At 61.2% G+C, this 14,459-nt stretch carries 12 protein-coding genes; 7 read left to right on the top strand and 5 right to left on the bottom strand.

Going from position 1 to position 14,459, the window contains the following annotated elements:
• The first annotated feature begins 80 nt into the window (after positions 1-80).
• Complete coding sequence (locus AWB80_RS30105; RefSeq protein WP_061178344.1) at positions 81-890, top strand: enoyl-CoA hydratase/isomerase family protein; 810 nt, start codon at positions 81-83, stop codon at positions 888-890.
• 38 nt (positions 891-928) lie between these two features.
• Here AWB80_RS30105 and AWB80_RS30100 read toward each other — a convergent pair whose 3' ends face one another.
• A complete protein-coding gene (locus AWB80_RS30100) occupies positions 929-1,297 on the bottom strand; it encodes a BON domain-containing protein (protein ID WP_061178343.1) in 369 nt (122 codons plus the stop codon).
• Positions 1,298-1,927: 630 nt separating this feature from the next.
• Between AWB80_RS30100 and AWB80_RS30095 the strand changes: the two genes are divergently transcribed.
• Positions 1,928-3,082: a porin gene (locus AWB80_RS30095; protein ID WP_087131689.1), complete on the top strand. Its 1,155-nt coding sequence runs from the start codon at positions 1,928-1,930 to the stop codon at positions 3,080-3,082.
• Positions 3,083-3,120: 38 nt separating this feature from the next.
• Here AWB80_RS30095 and AWB80_RS30090 read toward each other — a convergent pair whose 3' ends face one another.
• Complete coding sequence (locus AWB80_RS30090; RefSeq protein ID WP_061178411.1) at positions 3,121-4,077, bottom strand: LysR family transcriptional regulator; 957 nt, start codon at positions 4,075-4,077, stop codon at positions 3,121-3,123.
• 90 nt (positions 4,078-4,167) lie between these two features.
• Here AWB80_RS30090 and AWB80_RS30085 point away from each other — a divergent pair, with 90 nt between their 5' ends.
• Positions 4,168-5,256 (top strand): alpha/beta fold hydrolase, encoded by a 1,089-nt coding sequence (locus AWB80_RS30085; protein WP_244206795.1) that lies wholly within the window; start codon positions 4,168-4,170, stop codon positions 5,254-5,256.
• Positions 5,257-5,474: 218 nt separating this feature from the next.
• Here AWB80_RS30085 and AWB80_RS30080 read toward each other — a convergent pair whose 3' ends face one another.
• The 3 genes from AWB80_RS30080 to AWB80_RS30070 all read right to left on the bottom strand — a co-directional run bounded on the left by AWB80_RS30080 (position 5,475) and on the right by AWB80_RS30070 (position 9,473).
• Complete coding sequence (locus AWB80_RS30080; RefSeq protein ID WP_244206816.1) at positions 5,475-6,752, bottom strand: MFS transporter; 1,278 nt, start codon at positions 6,750-6,752, stop codon at positions 5,475-5,477.
• A gap of 468 nt (positions 6,753-7,220) precedes the next feature.
• Positions 7,221-8,147 (bottom strand): LysR family transcriptional regulator, encoded by a 927-nt coding sequence (locus AWB80_RS30075; RefSeq protein ID WP_061178340.1) that lies wholly within the window; start codon positions 8,145-8,147, stop codon positions 7,221-7,223.
• A 72-nt stretch (positions 8,148-8,219) separates the two neighbouring features.
• Positions 8,220-9,473 carry a CaiB/BaiF CoA transferase family protein gene (locus AWB80_RS30070; protein ID WP_061178339.1) on the bottom strand — a complete coding sequence of 418 codons (1,254 nt, stop codon included), beginning with the start codon at positions 9,471-9,473 and terminating at the stop codon, positions 8,220-8,222.
• Between the two features lie 247 nt (positions 9,474-9,720).
• Between AWB80_RS30070 and AWB80_RS30065 the strand changes: the two genes are divergently transcribed.
• The 4 genes from AWB80_RS30065 (at position 9,721) to AWB80_RS30050 (ending at position 14,076) form a co-directional block, all read left to right on the top strand.
• On the top strand, positions 9,721-10,521 hold the full coding sequence (locus AWB80_RS30065; RefSeq protein WP_061178338.1) for an SDR family NAD(P)-dependent oxidoreductase: 801 nt from the start codon (positions 9,721-9,723) through the stop codon (positions 10,519-10,521).
• A 68-nt stretch (positions 10,522-10,589) separates the two neighbouring features.
• The gene (locus AWB80_RS30060) at positions 10,590-11,636 is read left to right on the top strand and encodes a zinc-dependent alcohol dehydrogenase family protein (protein ID WP_244206814.1); all 1,047 of its coding nucleotides are present in this window, start codon (positions 10,590-10,592) and stop codon (positions 11,634-11,636) included.
• A 14-nt stretch (positions 11,637-11,650) separates the two neighbouring features.
• Positions 11,651-13,111: an aldehyde dehydrogenase gene (locus tag AWB80_RS30055; protein WP_087131687.1), complete on the top strand. Its 1,461-nt coding sequence runs from the start codon at positions 11,651-11,653 to the stop codon at positions 13,109-13,111.
• Between the two features lie 44 nt (positions 13,112-13,155).
• A complete protein-coding gene (locus AWB80_RS30050; protein ID WP_061178408.1) occupies positions 13,156-14,076 on the top strand; it encodes an alpha/beta hydrolase in 921 nt (306 codons plus the stop codon).
• Positions 14,077-14,459: the final 383 nt, after the last annotated feature.

The following is a 14,459-nucleotide window of genomic DNA, read 5'->3' as shown; positions in this document are numbered from 1 at the left end:
CGCGCCACATGCATTGCAGCCTTCGATGTTGGCGAGTTCAATGTACGTCGTCATCGTTCAACTCAACTCTGGAATCACACATGCGATACGAAGACTTTCAGTTCCTTCTGTTCGAGCGCCAGGCTGACGGCGTATTGCTCATCACACTGAACCGTCCGGAGGTCATGAACGCGACCAATAACAGAATGCACTGGGAACTCACGCAGGTTTGGGGCGTGGCCAACGATGATCCAACGGTCAAGGCGATCGTGGTAACGGGTGCGGGCGATCGAGCCTTTTCTGCGGGCGGAGATCTATCCGTGGTCGAAGAGATGTCGACCAGTCAAGAAGCAACCATGCGTGTGATGAAGGAAGCCTCCGACCTCGTCTACAACATGCTGGCCTGCGATAAGCCCATCATCTCCGCCATCAACGGAACAGCCGTGGGAGCGGGGCTTGTCGTCGCGCTGCTCGCGGACGTCAGCGTGATGGCGGAAGACGCACGCCTGACCGACGGCCACGCGCGTCTGGGCGTGTCGGCGGGCGATCACGGCGCCATCATATGGCCGCTGCTCTGCGGCATGGCCAAGGCCAAGTACTACCTGATGACGGCGGACTTCGTCGACGGCAAAGAGGCCGAACGTATCGGCCTCGTCTCCTTCTGTGCGCCGCGTTCCAACGTGCTGACCAAATCGCTCGCCATCGCGGCCAATCTGGCGCGCGGTAGCCAGACCGCGATCCGCGCGACCAAGAAGTCGCTCAACAACTGGATGCGCATGGCGGGACCCATTTTCGACAACTCGCTCGCCATGGAGATGTTGTGCTTCCTCAGCGGAGACGTAAAAGAAGGCGTGGCAGCAATGCGCGGCAAGCGACAGCCGGACTTTCCTTCAGCCCGGTTACCCCAGTAGGCAGCGGCACGGCGATGCGCGGTGTCAACCGCGCTCGCTCAACTTCCCGCAGGGCGAACCGTGAGCGCGTTCTTAAGCGAGGTGACGCCGGCTACCCTCTGCGCAACCCCGGTAGCGCGGTCGATTTGTGATGAATCCGGCACCGTACCCTGCAGCGTCACTGCACCCTCTTTCGCGCGCACGGTAACGTTGGCGACATCGATATTCTTGTCCTTTGCGAGCGCGGCGCGCACCCTACGGGAGAGCGCCCGGTTGGCGGCTCTTGCAGCCTTGTTCTGCTGCGCAGCGGTGCGAGCCGTCTCGCTCGCGCCTCCGACGGGTGCGGAGGCATCCTGACCGTACGCCTGAAGCGACGCGCCGATTAACATGACACTGACAGCCAGCTTGAATGCCTGAGTTGCCTTCATAGAGTGTTTCCTCCTGTCGAGATGCTGCGCTACTTCCGGGAAGAAGAGCCATTGGATGGTGTTATGTGTCGCTTCGAATAGCCGCCTTCCTCATGCTGGTAATGGCGTGTAACGCTATTTCGACGACGCAAAAAAAGCTCGCCGGGAAGCGATCCATTCCGCAGCGAGCAGTGTTTGATCATAGACGCGCCGCGCCGCGGGTCAACGGACTGCGGCTTTCTGTTCCGTTCTTCGGAAATACGCCAGACGTCTATGTCCGTTGGCCCGATCAGGCAGGCTGGGCCGCCGCTCGCGGCCTTACCATCCAATTGCCGCGAAGCAGCGTGGCTTCGAGGACGTATCCCCCTCTTCTCTTCATGTATTCCAACGGCCAGATTCAAGTTGTCGCTGCGGTTTCGTGCCGAATTTCTCCTCACAGGGTTCGAAGAAAACTTCGGCGTCTCGAAGTACGGAATGTTTTGCGGGTCTGCGTTGACGGGCGACGGCCGCGAGCTTCATTGTGTGCAAAAAAGACGTGACGTGTGTCTTCACGAGAACAGCACACGCTTGCAACTTCCGGATGCCTAATCAATTCGAAAGTGTCACGAGTTTGGAACACATTCCTTACCGACATAACATGGAGACTGGTCGATGAAGAAGCGAATTCTAATGGTTGCGGCACTCGGTTCCTGCGCGGGCGTGGCCCACGCGCAAAGCAGCGTGACGTTATATGGCCTGCTCGATGCGGGCTTCAACTACATCAATAACGACGGCGGAAAGTCCAATTTCACGATGACGACCGGCGTGCTCCAGGGCAACCGCTGGGGCTTGAAGGGCGTCGAAGATCTCGGAGGCGGACTGAAAGCCATCTTCCAGCTGGAGAACGGCTTTGCGCTCGCCACAGGCTCGCTCCAGCAGGGCGGTCGCGAGTTCGGCCGTCAGGCATGGGTCGGCGTGAGCCACGACAGGTTCGGCAGCCTCACCTTCGGACGGCAGTACGACTCCGTCGTCGACTACGTCCAGGCGCTGAGCGGCATTCCCTATACCGGCCTCGCGCACCCGTTCGACAACGACAATCTCGACAACGACTTTCGCATCAACAATTCGGTGAAGTACGCGAGTCCCGATTTTCGCGGCCTCAAGTTCGGCGGCCTGTACGGCTTTAGCAACAGTGCCAATACTGGCGCCGCGAACTCCGGTTTCGCGAGCAATCGTGTCTGGAGCCTCGGGGCATCGTATGCTGTTTCGTCGGTCAATCTCGCCGTGGGTTACCTCCACCTGAATTCGCCCAACAGCAACACGGTGGGCGCGATTTCCGGCGACTACATCAACGTAACCCGCACCTCCGCCCTGGGAACCAGCGGGCTGCCCTCGGCCGTGACCAAGGAAGACGTGATAGCCGGGGGCGGCGCGTATTCGTTCAATGGCGGCAGGGTGGCATTCGTCTACAGCCACTCGAAATTCGATTCGGCGACCGACCGGCTTTCCTTCGATAACTACGAAGTCAATGCCAACTACTTTCTCACACCGGCCCTATCGCTCGCCGGCATTTATAGCTTCACCGACGGCAAGCTGCATTCGACCGATGCGAACCCGAAGTATCACCAGTTCCAGTTGATCGCTGACTACTTCCTCAGCAAGCGCACCGATGTCTACCTGCTCGGCGCGTGGCAGCGCGCGGTCGGCGATGCGCCCGTTGCATCGCTCGCTCCGGACACTTTCGGTACGGGCGGGACGGCCGCGCCGGATGCATCGACGACAAAGAATCAGGTGCTCGTGCGCATCGCGATGCGGCACAAGTTCTAAGTACGCCGGAATGCGCCGGCGCACGTGCGCATAGGTGACTAGCGGCCCTTGCGGGCCGCTTTTTTCTGTACGCTCAGCGCGGTGTCGCCGGCGGCGAGCGACATCGGAATGTAGTCTTTGAGAAAGTCGACGAAGGTCCTGATTTTCGCGTCGAGATACTCGCGCGAGGCGTATAGCGCGTATACCGTCAACTGCTGCAACTGGTACTCCGGCAGCACGCGCACGAGTGCCCCGTTCGCGAGCGCGGGCACGGCTGACGACATCGGCAGGGCTCCGATGCCGATTCCCTCTCGCAATGCGCCTGCAAGCGCTTCGGCAATGTTCACCTGAAACGTCGTCGGCTTGAGCGCGAGCGTTTCGCGACCGTTGGGTCCGTCCAGATGCCAGCAGTCTCGTGGAAAAACATGCGTGACGATCTGCAGGCAAGGGTGTTCCGCCAGGTCCTCGACGCATTGCGGCGTGCCGTGATCGCGCAGATATTCGGGAGCGGCGCACAGCACGCTGTGCACCGTGCCGAGCCGCAGCGAAACCAGCCCTGAATCGGGCAGTTCGGCGGGACTCACCTGGAGCGTGACGTCGTAACCTTCGTCGAGGATGTCGGGCACATGCTGCGAGAGCGTCAGATCGACCGTGACTGAAGGATATTGCTCCTGATAGCGGATAATGCCCGGCACCATGTGGGCCTGCCCGAAGCCCGTCGTGGCATGCACGCGCAAGCGCCCGGAAGGTCGCGCCTGGGCGTCTGCCGCTTCTGCCTCCGTTTCCTCGATGTAGCCGAGAATGTGCTGGCAGCGTTGCAGATAGCGCTGTCCGGCTTCCGTTAGCGCGACACGCCGCGTGCTGCGATTGAAGAGCCGCGTGCGCAAGTGCGCTTCCAGGCTGGATACGGCGCGCGACGCGACCGCCGTGGCGATGCCCATGCGCTCTGCTGCGACGGTGAAGCTGCCCTCTTCCGCCACCCGGACGAATGTGCGCATCGCTTGGAGCCTGTCCATCTTGGGTTCTGTGTTGAGTGTCGAAAAGAAGTCGGTCCGCGAACATGAAGCGGTGGAGAGCGCCGCTTGCGGAAGAATCGAGAGAGCCTGATGGTAGCGGAAAGCACCGTTCAAGCCAATCGTCGATCGCCTCTCGACGCGCTCCTGGCCATGCTGAGGAATTATCGCGGTCAATTCGATATACGGAACAATATGGGTCAAGCGGTTGACACGGGCACGCTTCGGCTTGAGATTGGACATATGCGTAGCCGAAAGAGATTCGGTCTACGCCCTCGAAACAAGGTCAAGAGCAAGCAGATGAAAATGATGTCCTCAGTCCACGCACGCACGCTTCCGATAAACGATTCCCGACCCATGCATCGGTTGAGAAGCGCGGACGGCGTTCTTCTGGCTGGCGACTCGTGGGGCGACCCCGGCGGCATTCCTGTGATTTTGCTGCACGGCGCGGGACAGACACGCCACTCATGGCGCCGGACGGGCATGATGCTCGGCGAGGCAGGCTTCTTCGCCGTCTCATTCGATGCCCGCGGTCACGGAGACTCTGGTTGGCCGCCGGACGCAAACTACAGCCAGCTTGCCATGGTGCGCGATCTGGAAAGCATCGCGTCGTCGTTGGGCATGCTGCGTCCCGTGCTCGTCGGCGCAGCGACGGGCGGTGCGACCAGCCTGCTCGCGGTCGGAGAAGGCTATGTGGACGCGCGTGCCCTCATTCTCGTCAACATTGCGCCGCAAACGGAACCCGCGGGCGTAGCGCGTATCCAGTCATCGCTGCGGCGCGGGTCCAGTCGCTTCGAACCACGCGACGATGCCATCCACTCGCCGACCGCGCTTTGTTTGCGGCCGAAGGACGAGAGTATCAATCGCTGGCGCTGGGATCCGCATTTTGTTGCATGGCCACGCGACATGGGTCGCCGCCGTCAACGGCTGTGCGCATCCGCGCGCAAGCTCACGTTGCCCACGATGCTCATGCGTGGCGAACACTCCGATGTGGTGAGCGACACGGGCGTCGCGGAGTTTCTTAGGTTGTGCCCACATGCCGAGTATGTGAACTTGCGGGACGCGGGACACGCAAGCGCTTGGGAAGGCAACGACATATATGGTGAAGAGGCGATGCGATACATCGTGAGGATTGCACAAGCTGAAGGGCCGCGTACCCGGCGTCTCTACGACTGCGCGTGACGGCGCCTTACTTGCCTCGCCAGTCTGGATTGCGTCGCAAGCAGGAGATTTAACCGTGCATGTGGCCTACTTTTCGAATTGCGCACGTCTCACGCGCACGCAAACGCGAATAAGCCGGCGCTTCGACCATCGATGTACCGGCGGGATGCACACTCCCCCTCCCCTTGGCGAGCGTGCACCAATCATCGCGCGTGCATTTCACCTATCGCTCACCGCCGTCATGTGCTCTTTGCCTGCACATACTCGACTTCGCATGGCGCGGCCCTCGGAATCAACGTCACGACCACTGCGGCGATCACGGCGGGAATCGCGAACGCGTAGAAGTTCCAGTGATGATCGAGGTTCGAGCCGAGCACCCATCCGCCGATCATCGGTCCGAGAATCGAGCCGATGCGCCCGATACCTTGCGCGGCGCCGATCGCAGAGCCACGGCACGATGCCGGAAAGTATGCGCCGATATAACCGTAGCCGAGCGTCACCGAGCCGATCGAACCGAGGCCCGCGCCGAATACCGCGAGCGTGAGCCACACGTAATCCGGCTTCTGGCTCAGCACGAGCAACGAGACCGCGCCGATCAGAAAGAACGGCACGAGTACGCGCTTCGGTCCCAGCCGGTCCGCGAGCCACGATCCTGTCAGGTTCCCCAACACGGCGCCGCACTGCATCACCAGCAGAAACTGCAGCGACGAGCCGAGCGCATAACCGGACTTGCGCATCAACTGCGGCAACCACGCGTTGAGGCCATAGACGACGAGTTGCCCGCAGAAGCACACCAGCGCGAACAGAAGCAGCGCCGACCGGAATTCGGGCGATGTCAGCAACCTGTACCCCCGCGCGCCCGCAGCCGCGACGCGTGTTCGACGATGCTCCTCTTCATCGCGCGCAACTTCATCGAGATCGATTGCGTAGCGTGCCGCGAGCGTACGCGCTTCATCGGTGCGGCCGCGGTCCAGCAAATAGCTCACGGATTCAGGAAGGAAGAACCACATGACCGGCAAGATCAATACATACAACGCGCCGTAGCCGTACAGCAGACGCCAGCCTTGACTTTGCAGCGTCGCGATGGCGAGCAGCGCGCATAACACGCCGCCGACCGGATAGCCCGTGAGCGCGATCGCGCTGTAGAGCTGGCGACGGCTGCGCGGTGCGTATTCGATAGTCAGTGCCACCGACGACGGCACAACGCCGCCGAGCCCGATCCCGGTGACGAAACGCGCGATGCCGAGCGCCTGCGGCGAATGCGCGATCGCGCAGAGCAGCGAGCCGAGCGAGAACCACAACACGCCTGCCATCATGAGCTTGCGACGCCCGATGCGATCCGACAGCGGACCTGCGCCGAGCAGGCCCACCATCAGTCCGGCGAGGGTCCAGCTGCCGATCATCCCCGCGCTCGCGGGACTCAGGTTCCAGCCGGGCTCTTCCAATAAACGCGGGATGGTCGCGCCGTAGACGATGAGATCGTAGCCGTCGACCGCGATCGTCAAAAAACACAGCATGACCACGAATAGGCTGCTTCGTGTCGGGGGTGAAGAAGGGTTCACATCGTCTCCTGTCTGTTTATTTGGATGCCTGATGGCGGACGCTTCGAATGAGCCGCTTTAATATAGGCAGGCGAAATCGGCCAACCTAGTGATGGTTTTCGAATCGCCTCTTCGATATTCCCGAATTCCGCCACGGCCTGTCGATTCGAATGATTCGAATCGCCAATTCGAATCATTGCAATTGCTCGAACGCGATTGCGCGCCTAAGGTGGTTGTTCTATACGATTGCGCACGCAATCAGGGGGGCGATGACAGTCGGCGTTCACACAGTGATGCGGCTCGCACGCGCCGCGCGGCCCGTACGATCGGCGAATGATTGCGCCACGAGCCCAAGGCCGTTGTCGAAGGGATGCACGGACATGATCCGGCCGAAGAAATCGCGAGTTCGAAGTGCGGTGCGGGCTACAGTCCGAGGCTGTGCGCTCACTCCCCGGCCGAAGCCGTGAGTTGCGCGATGAGCGCCCTCGCCGCGGGCGTCAGCGACACGCCGCGCTTCGAACCGATGCACAGTTGCCGCTTCGCCCACGGTTCGTCCAGCGCCACTATCGTCAGCGCGGCGAGTTCTTCCTTCGGCAGCATGCTCTCCGGCTGGATCGTTACGCCGAGCCCGGCCCTGACGAGACTGCGCGCCGCTTCGATGGTCGTCACCGTGTACTTCAGGCGCAGGTCTCGGCCAAGCGCGGCCGCCGCCTGGCGCAACTGGGTCATCATCGACGTAGTCGGCGAGATGCCGATCAGGTCTTCGTCGAGCAGATCGCCCGTGGTTACGCTGGCGCGCTCGCCGAGCGGATGTTTGCGTGGCACGATTGCGGCGAGCCGGTCCGTGCGGTATTCGACGATATCGAGACCCTCGTGGTGAACGTCGTTCGTCGCATAGAACATCGCGAGATCGGCCTTGCCCGACAGCACGGCGCCGACGACATTGACGTTGGCATCCTCGTGCAGATCGATATCCACGAGCGGAAAGTCGCGCCGGAAATCGGCTATCTCTCTCGCCAGAAAATGAACGATGATCGTGCTCGTCGAACTGATGCCGACCTGCCCGCGGACACCTTCGGTGAATTCGGCGATCTCCCGTCGCATGACATCGAAATTGGCGAACATGAGACGCACGTGACGCGCGAGTACTTCACCCGCCGGGCTGGGCGTCATGCCGCCCGGCATGCGCTCGAACAGCGCGATGCCCGCGACTTCCTCGAGCTCCTGGATGCGCCGCGTTGCGGCGGGCGGGGTAATGTTCTCGCGCTGAGCGGCGCGCCGCATCTGCTGCTCCTCGACGACCGAGAGAAACAGGCGCAACGTGAACAAATCGACGCGTCGGGTCAGTGTGTGGACGCTCAGTCCGGTCATGGCGGCTCCCTGAATAGTTCAGAGCCTATGCCCGCCCTAATCGGTCGTCAATCGGCATGGAGCCGGACACGTTCAGATCGCATGCCGTTCGCGCAGCGCTCCGATCTGCGCTTCGTTCATGCCTAGCCAGTCGCGTAAGACGCCCTCGCTGTGCTCGCCGAGCAGCGGCGGCAAGTTGCTTTCCGGCTCGGGCACGTCGGACATCTTGATCGGGTTGCCCGTGACGTGAATGGTGCCCCACACGGGATCGTCGAGTTGCATCAGCATGTTGCGCGCGGCGACGTGCGGGCAGGCGAAAAGATCGGGGACATCGTTCACCGTCGAGCATGGCACGCCGCCCGCGCGAAGCAGGCCCAGGGCTTCGTCGCGGCACTTGCCGTCGAGCCATGCGTCGATATGCGCATTCAGCGCGTTCATGTTCTGCCGCCGGGATGTGCCACTTTCGAAGCAGGCCTCGCCGACGAGTTCGGGCCGGCCGATGACCTCGCAGAAGCGTTTCCAGATGTGCTCACCGATCACCGCTATGACGATATAGCCGTCCGCCACCCGATACGTGCCGAAGGGTGCGGTGACCGCGTGTACGCCCGGCGGCGCGACCTGTTTCGTCGCCGAATACATGGTGACCGAGATTTCGTTGAGGACGAGCGATGCGTCGACCATCGAGATATCGATCTTCTTGCCACGGCCGCTGCGTGCCCGATGAAGCAGCGCCAGCATGATTCCATGCAGCGCGAGATTGCCACATTGAATATCCGCGAGCGAAAAGCCGAGATAGACGGGGCGATCTCCGCTGCGTTCAGGGCGATACATGAGGCCGCTCATCGCCTGGCCGACGATATCGAATGCCGGCAAGTCGCCGTATGGGCTCGGTTGATTATCGGCGTGCCCGAAACCGGAGATGGCGGCGTAGATGAGCCGTGGATTGATGCGGCTGAGTTCCGCATAACCGAGGCCGAGGCGGTCCATCACGTTCGGCCGCAGGTTTTCGAGCACCACGTCCGCCTCGGCCGCAAGCGACGTGAACACCTGCTTGCCTTCGGGATGCTTGAGATCGAGGGTTACGCTCTTCTTGTTGCGGTTCGCGCGCAGGAACGACAAGCCGCTCGGCCTGCCGTCGACGCCGGGCTTCGTCGGGCTGGTGCTGCGTGCAAAGTCTCCGCCGTCGGGCGTTTCGATCTTGACCACTTCAGCGCCAGCATCGGCGAGCCACATCGACGCGAACGGCGCGGCGATGAAGTTTTCGACGGTCAGAACGCGAATGCCCGACAGCGGACGGTCGGCTGCTGTCGCTTGCGTGGCGCGCTCGGATTGAACGGCTGCTTCCATATCTGTCTCCTTGCTCTGTCTGTGCTTTTCGACCTGCCTCGAATGCTATCCCCAGCGATCTGTAGTGACGATTGACGGTTCGTGAAAGCGGCGTTGCAAAGATACGAATGCATTCGTCGACGAACCGATTCACGGAACATCAAGCACAGGTTCGAAAAACGGCAATCGCTTTGGATGAGCCGCGCGACTAGGATTGATTTCGGGCTCGCGCGAGCCGACTTTGTTAAACCATCGAAGGCGCACAGCAATGAGCAATCTGGAAGGGAAGGTGGCCGTCGTCACCGGCGGCACCGGCGGCATCGGCAAGGGCGTCGCGTTGCAGCTCGCGGCGGCCGGAGCCACCGTGGTGATCAGCGGGCGCAGCGTTGCAAAAGCCGACGCTGTCCTCGCGGAATTGCGGCAAAGCGGCGCCACCGCCGATTTCATCGCAGGCGACGTGCGATCCAAAGACGATATGACAGCACTCGCTGAAGAGACCGCGAGCAGATACGGCGGCATCGACATCGTCGTCGCAAATGCGGGCGGCAACGACGACGAGGCCCGCTCGCCGCAAGTGCGCGGTCCATTCGTCGAAATCGATCTGGCGCGCGTGGCAGCCGTCGTCGCTGAGAATACGAGCGCGAAGCTGTTACCGGTTCAGGCGGCACTGCCCTTCATGCGCCCTCGCGGAGGAGGCAGCGTCATCTTCCTGACCTCCGAAGGTGGCCGCGTGCCGACACCGGGGCAAACCGCCGTGTCGACATTCGCGGGGGGACTGATCCGCGCAAGCAAGGTGATTGCCAGAGAACTCGCTCGCGACCGGATACGCGTCAACTGCGTTTGCGTCACGGTCGTGCGCGACAGTCCCTCCTGGGAGGCCGTGTTCGGTGAGGCAAGCAAGGTATCGGAACATCACCGCAAACAATACGAAAAGATCGTCGCCGGTTGTCCGCTCGGCGTCGCGGCGCCGACAGATATCGGTCGTGTGGTGGCGTTTCTCGCTTCCGACGAATCGGCTTATCTCACGGGCGCAACGCTCAGTCCGACCGGCGGCCTCACCATTCATTGATCCGCTCGCAAGAGCGTGAAACCATCCGCGAAGACGGATGTGACGAACTGGAGACTTCAGTGCGCGGCATGATTTTTCAAGGCGATTGCAGGGTCGAAGTCGGTGACTTCGACGATCCCGTTCCCGGCACGGGAGAGGCCATCATCGAAATGAAGGCTTCAGGAATGTGCGGCACAGACTTGCATTACTACCGGGATGGGATGAAGCATTCGCTCGCCATGCTCGGACTTGCGGATCGCGCCGAGTCCGACAGGGTTATCGGCGGACATGAACCCTGCGGTGTCATAGCGGCTGTCGGACCGGACGTCGACCGGAGGTCATTCAAGGTCGGCGATCGTGTGATTGTTTTTCACTACGCAGGCTGTAGCTGCTGCGATCACTGCAGAACCGGCTGGACTCAGCTCTGCGAGCACGATGCACGTATTTATGGCGTATCGAGCCACGGTGGGCACGCGGATTTCATGAAGGTGCCCGTCTCGTCGCTGGTGCATTTGACTGCGGACGTCTCGTTCAAAGGCGGCGCCGCCGTGGCCTGCGGCACCGGTACGGCGTATGGTGCCCTTTTGCGCCTGAATATCAGCGCACGCGATTCGCTCGCAGTCTACGGCCTGGGTCCTGTGGGACTCTCGACCGCGCAACTCGCGGCCGCGATGGGCGTCGAGGTGTTCGGTATCGACATCAACCCGCAACGCGTCGAACGCTCGAAGGGGTTCGGCGTCGCGCACGCGATCGATGCAAGCAGGGTGGACCCGGTCGATGAAATTCTCAAGCTCACTGGTGGTAAGGGTGTCTCGTGCGCCGTGGAGTGCGCGGGCGTCGAATCAGCGAGGAGTCAGGCGGTGCGCAGCACGCAGGTTTGGGGGCGTATTGCTCTCGTCGCCGTGGGCGGAAATGTCACCCTCGACGTCATGAAAGATCTCATCGGCAAGCAAAGGATGCTGGTGGGATCCTTCACCTTCTCCGAAATTGCCATGCGGGAGTGTGCTCGCTTTATCGCGCATCACGGCGTGGAAGTGGATCGGCTTTTCACCCACGAGTGGAAGCTCGAGCAAGCGAGTGAAGCCTACGCAAACTTCAACAATCAGACGGGTGGCAAAGGCGTCTTCCTATTCTGACGAAAGAGGTATCAATGTCAGCAAGAACAATTCAACTGAAGCATCCGCGGCGCCTTTTCATCGGCGGTGAATGGGTTGCACCGTCGACCGAAGAAACGTTCGAAGTGCTCGACTGCTCGACGGAGGAAGTGGTTGCAACGGTGGCCAAGGCTTCGTCAGCGGATATGCAGCGCGCCGTGGCCGCGGCTCGTGAGGCCTTCGACACGGGACCATGGCCGCGCCTGAGTCCGCAGGAACGCGCGGCGTATCTCGAACGGTTCGCGCAGCGTCTTGAAGAGCGCAACGATGATTTCGCGCGCGTATGGTCGACCGAAACAGGCATCGTATACAAGGTCGCTCAGCCGCGTATCGGCTTGTTCATTAGCGGCGCCTTCCGTCAGTATGCGGCAATGGCATCGACGTTCGCGTTCGAGGAGGAACATCGCGCGGTCACGGGAAACCAGGCATACCGCGTATTCGAACCGGTCGGCGTCGTCGCTGAAATCATTCCCTGGAACGGCCCTGCCGGACTGATGGCCTACAAGACAGCACCCGCCTTGCTTGCGGGATGCACAGTTGTCGTCAAGTCACCTCCGGAAGCACCATGCTCTGCCTATATGTTCGCGGAGATTTGCGAGGAAATCGGCCTTCCCCCCGGCGTGATTAACGTCGTAACGGCGGATCGCGACGTTTCCGAAGAACTCGTTCGTCATCCCGGGGTCGACAAGATCACTTTCACCGGCTCGACTGCCGCCGGCCGGAGAATCGCGTCCATTGCCGGCGATCGCGTGGCGCGCGTCACGCTCGAACTCGGCGGCAAATCGCCCGCAATCGTCCTCGACGACTACGATATCGAGACCGCCGCCCGGACGCTAGGAGAGTCTTACTTTGGCTACAACACCGGGCAGATCTGTCACAGCCTTACCCGTGTGATCGTACCGCGCGACAAACACGACTTGATGGTCCAGGCGCTGTCCGACGTCGCGGGAAAAATCGTGCTGGGCGACCCGTTCGAGGTAGAAACGACGTCGGGCCCGCTCGCAAGCGCTCGCCAGCGCGATACGGTCGATCGATTTGTCGCCAAGGGCGTAGCAGAAGGCGCCTTGCTTGCGACGGGAGGCAGAAGACCGCCGCATATCAAACGTGGATTCTTCTTCGAACCGACCGTGTTCGGCAACGTCGATAACCGGTCGGCGATCGCTCAGGAAGAAATCTTCGGCCCGGTGCTCAGCGTTATTCCGGTCAACGACGAAGCAGACGCAATCCGTGTCGCCAATGACACGCCCTTTGGTCTTAACGCGGCCGTCTTCACCAACGATCGAGAGCGAGCGATGCGAGCGGCCAGGCAACTCCGATCCGGCACGGTCGGACATAACGGTCCTCGCACCGATTTTTCGATTGGCTTCGGGGGCTTCAAACAGTCTGGAATCGGGCGAGAAGGCGGCATCGAGGGCTTGGTGGCTTTCATGGAATCCAAGACAATCGTCATGGCCTGACGCCTGCAAGATGAAACCTAGCTATGTCCATCGAGGTAAGTTATATGAAGACCGTTAGCATCAAAACACCGTACTGGGATATTGCGGCCGACGTTCATTTTCCTCCCCGCTTTAACGAAGCCGGGAAGTATCCTGCAATCATCAGTGCTCACCCGATCGGTAGCTGCAAGGAGCAGACGTCCGGCAACGTCTACGGTGAGGCGCTGGCCAGGGAAGGTTTCGTCGTCGTCGCTTTCGACGCCAGCTTTCAGGGAGCAAGTGGAGGCGCGCCGCGCTTCATTGAAGATCCGACGCTGCGCGTGGAGGATTTCCGCCATGTCGCGGACTATATGGTGACGCTACCCTATGTCGACGAAGAGCGCATCGGCGTGCTCGGCATCTGCGGCGGTGGCGGCTACGCGATCAACGCGGCGATGACCGAGCGTCGCATCAAGGCAGTGGGAACCGTTACAGGCGCCAACTATGGCAGACTTATGCGTGAGGGATTCAGCGGCTACGATCCCATCGGTGCGCTGGAAGCAATGGCGAAGCAGCGCACGGCCGAAGCACGCGGTACTTCATTGCGCGTCGATGATCTTCTCCCGCCGTCCCCCGAGGAGGCAAAGAAACGCGGAATCACGGAGACTGACGTAACGGGCGCGACCGAGTACTATCGCACGCCTCGCGGACAGAAACCGAACGGTCTAAATCGTTCGTTGTTCTCGCACCAGGCCGCAGCGGTCGGCTGGGACGCGTTCCACCTGGCGGAAGTACTGCTTACACAGCCGCTGATGGTCGTGGTCGGGGACAAGGTGGGTGCCTTTGGGGCGTATCGAGACGGCTGCGAAATTATTGGCCGTGCAGCGTCGAAGAAAAAGGAGCTTGTCGTCGTCGAAGGTTGGTCGCATTACGATCTGTACGACAAACCGGAGCCGGTCGCCCAGGCTCTTGCCAGACTGATCCCGTTTTATAAACAGTACGTATGAGGGTCCTTGCTGTCCGGGTTCAGCGTGCGCCAGGTAGCCCGGACAGCATGGCGATGCTTTAGTGGAGCGAATAAATACGCTTCTCGGAGGTCAGCTCCTTTGCGCAACGCCCCCCCGCCAGAATGAAACGACTGTGATAGATGGTCTCATGCGACACGTGGTAATTGTCGTTGCCCAGCCGGACGTGTTTGAGCCACCCAGCAACCTGCTGCGGCGACCTTTGCAGTCGGAGCCTGTTGGCCACGATATGAGCCAACACGAAGCGAAGGGATTGCGTTCTCATGCCAACATTGCACCATTCGGAACCGCGGATTCAACCGGTCGATGCAACGCCTAGAATCTGCGTGAGAGCGGAGGTGTTGCAAATGAAGCAGCGGCCGAGA

It is taken from the genome of Caballeronia pedi (genome assembly GCF_001544915.2).
Lineage (GTDB): Bacteria > Pseudomonadota > Gammaproteobacteria > Burkholderiales > Burkholderiaceae > Caballeronia > Caballeronia pedi.
The sequence above is the reverse complement of the archived record's forward strand: the minus strand, read 5'-3'. Positions and strand labels throughout refer to the sequence as shown.

Coding starts and splice junctions, on each gene's coding strand:
- AWB80_RS30065 (WP_061178338.1), top strand. CDS start 9,721: ATGAGCAATCTGGAAGGGAAGGTGGCCGTCGTCACCGGCGGCACCGGC.
- AWB80_RS30105 (WP_061178344.1), top strand. CDS start 81: ATGCGATACGAAGACTTTCAGTTCCTTCTGTTCGAGCGCCAGGCTGAC.
- AWB80_RS30090 (WP_061178411.1), bottom strand. CDS start 4,077: ATGGACAGGCTCCAAGCGATGCGCACATTCGTCCGGGTGGCGGAAGAG.
- AWB80_RS30095 (WP_087131689.1), top strand. CDS start 1,928: ATGAAGAAGCGAATTCTAATGGTTGCGGCACTCGGTTCCTGCGCGGGC.
- AWB80_RS30070 (WP_061178339.1), bottom strand. CDS start 9,473: ATGGAAGCAGCCGTTCAATCCGAGCGCGCCACGCAAGCGACAGCAGCC.
- AWB80_RS30050 (WP_061178408.1), top strand. CDS start 13,156: ATGAAGACCGTTAGCATCAAAACACCGTACTGGGATATTGCGGCCGAC.
- AWB80_RS30075 (WP_061178340.1), bottom strand. CDS start 8,147: ATGACCGGACTGAGCGTCCACACACTGACCCGACGCGTCGATTTGTTC.
- AWB80_RS30100 (WP_061178343.1), bottom strand. CDS start 1,297: ATGAAGGCAACTCAGGCATTCAAGCTGGCTGTCAGTGTCATGTTAATC.
- AWB80_RS30060 (WP_244206814.1), top strand. CDS start 10,590: ATGATTTTTCAAGGCGATTGCAGGGTCGAAGTCGGTGACTTCGACGAT.
- AWB80_RS30055 (WP_087131687.1), top strand. CDS start 11,651: ATGTCAGCAAGAACAATTCAACTGAAGCATCCGCGGCGCCTTTTCATC.
- AWB80_RS30085 (WP_244206795.1), top strand. CDS start 4,168: ATGGTAGCGGAAAGCACCGTTCAAGCCAATCGTCGATCGCCTCTCGAC.
- AWB80_RS30080 (WP_244206816.1), bottom strand. CDS start 6,752: ATGCTGTGTTTTTTGACGATCGCGGTCGACGGCTACGATCTCATCGTC.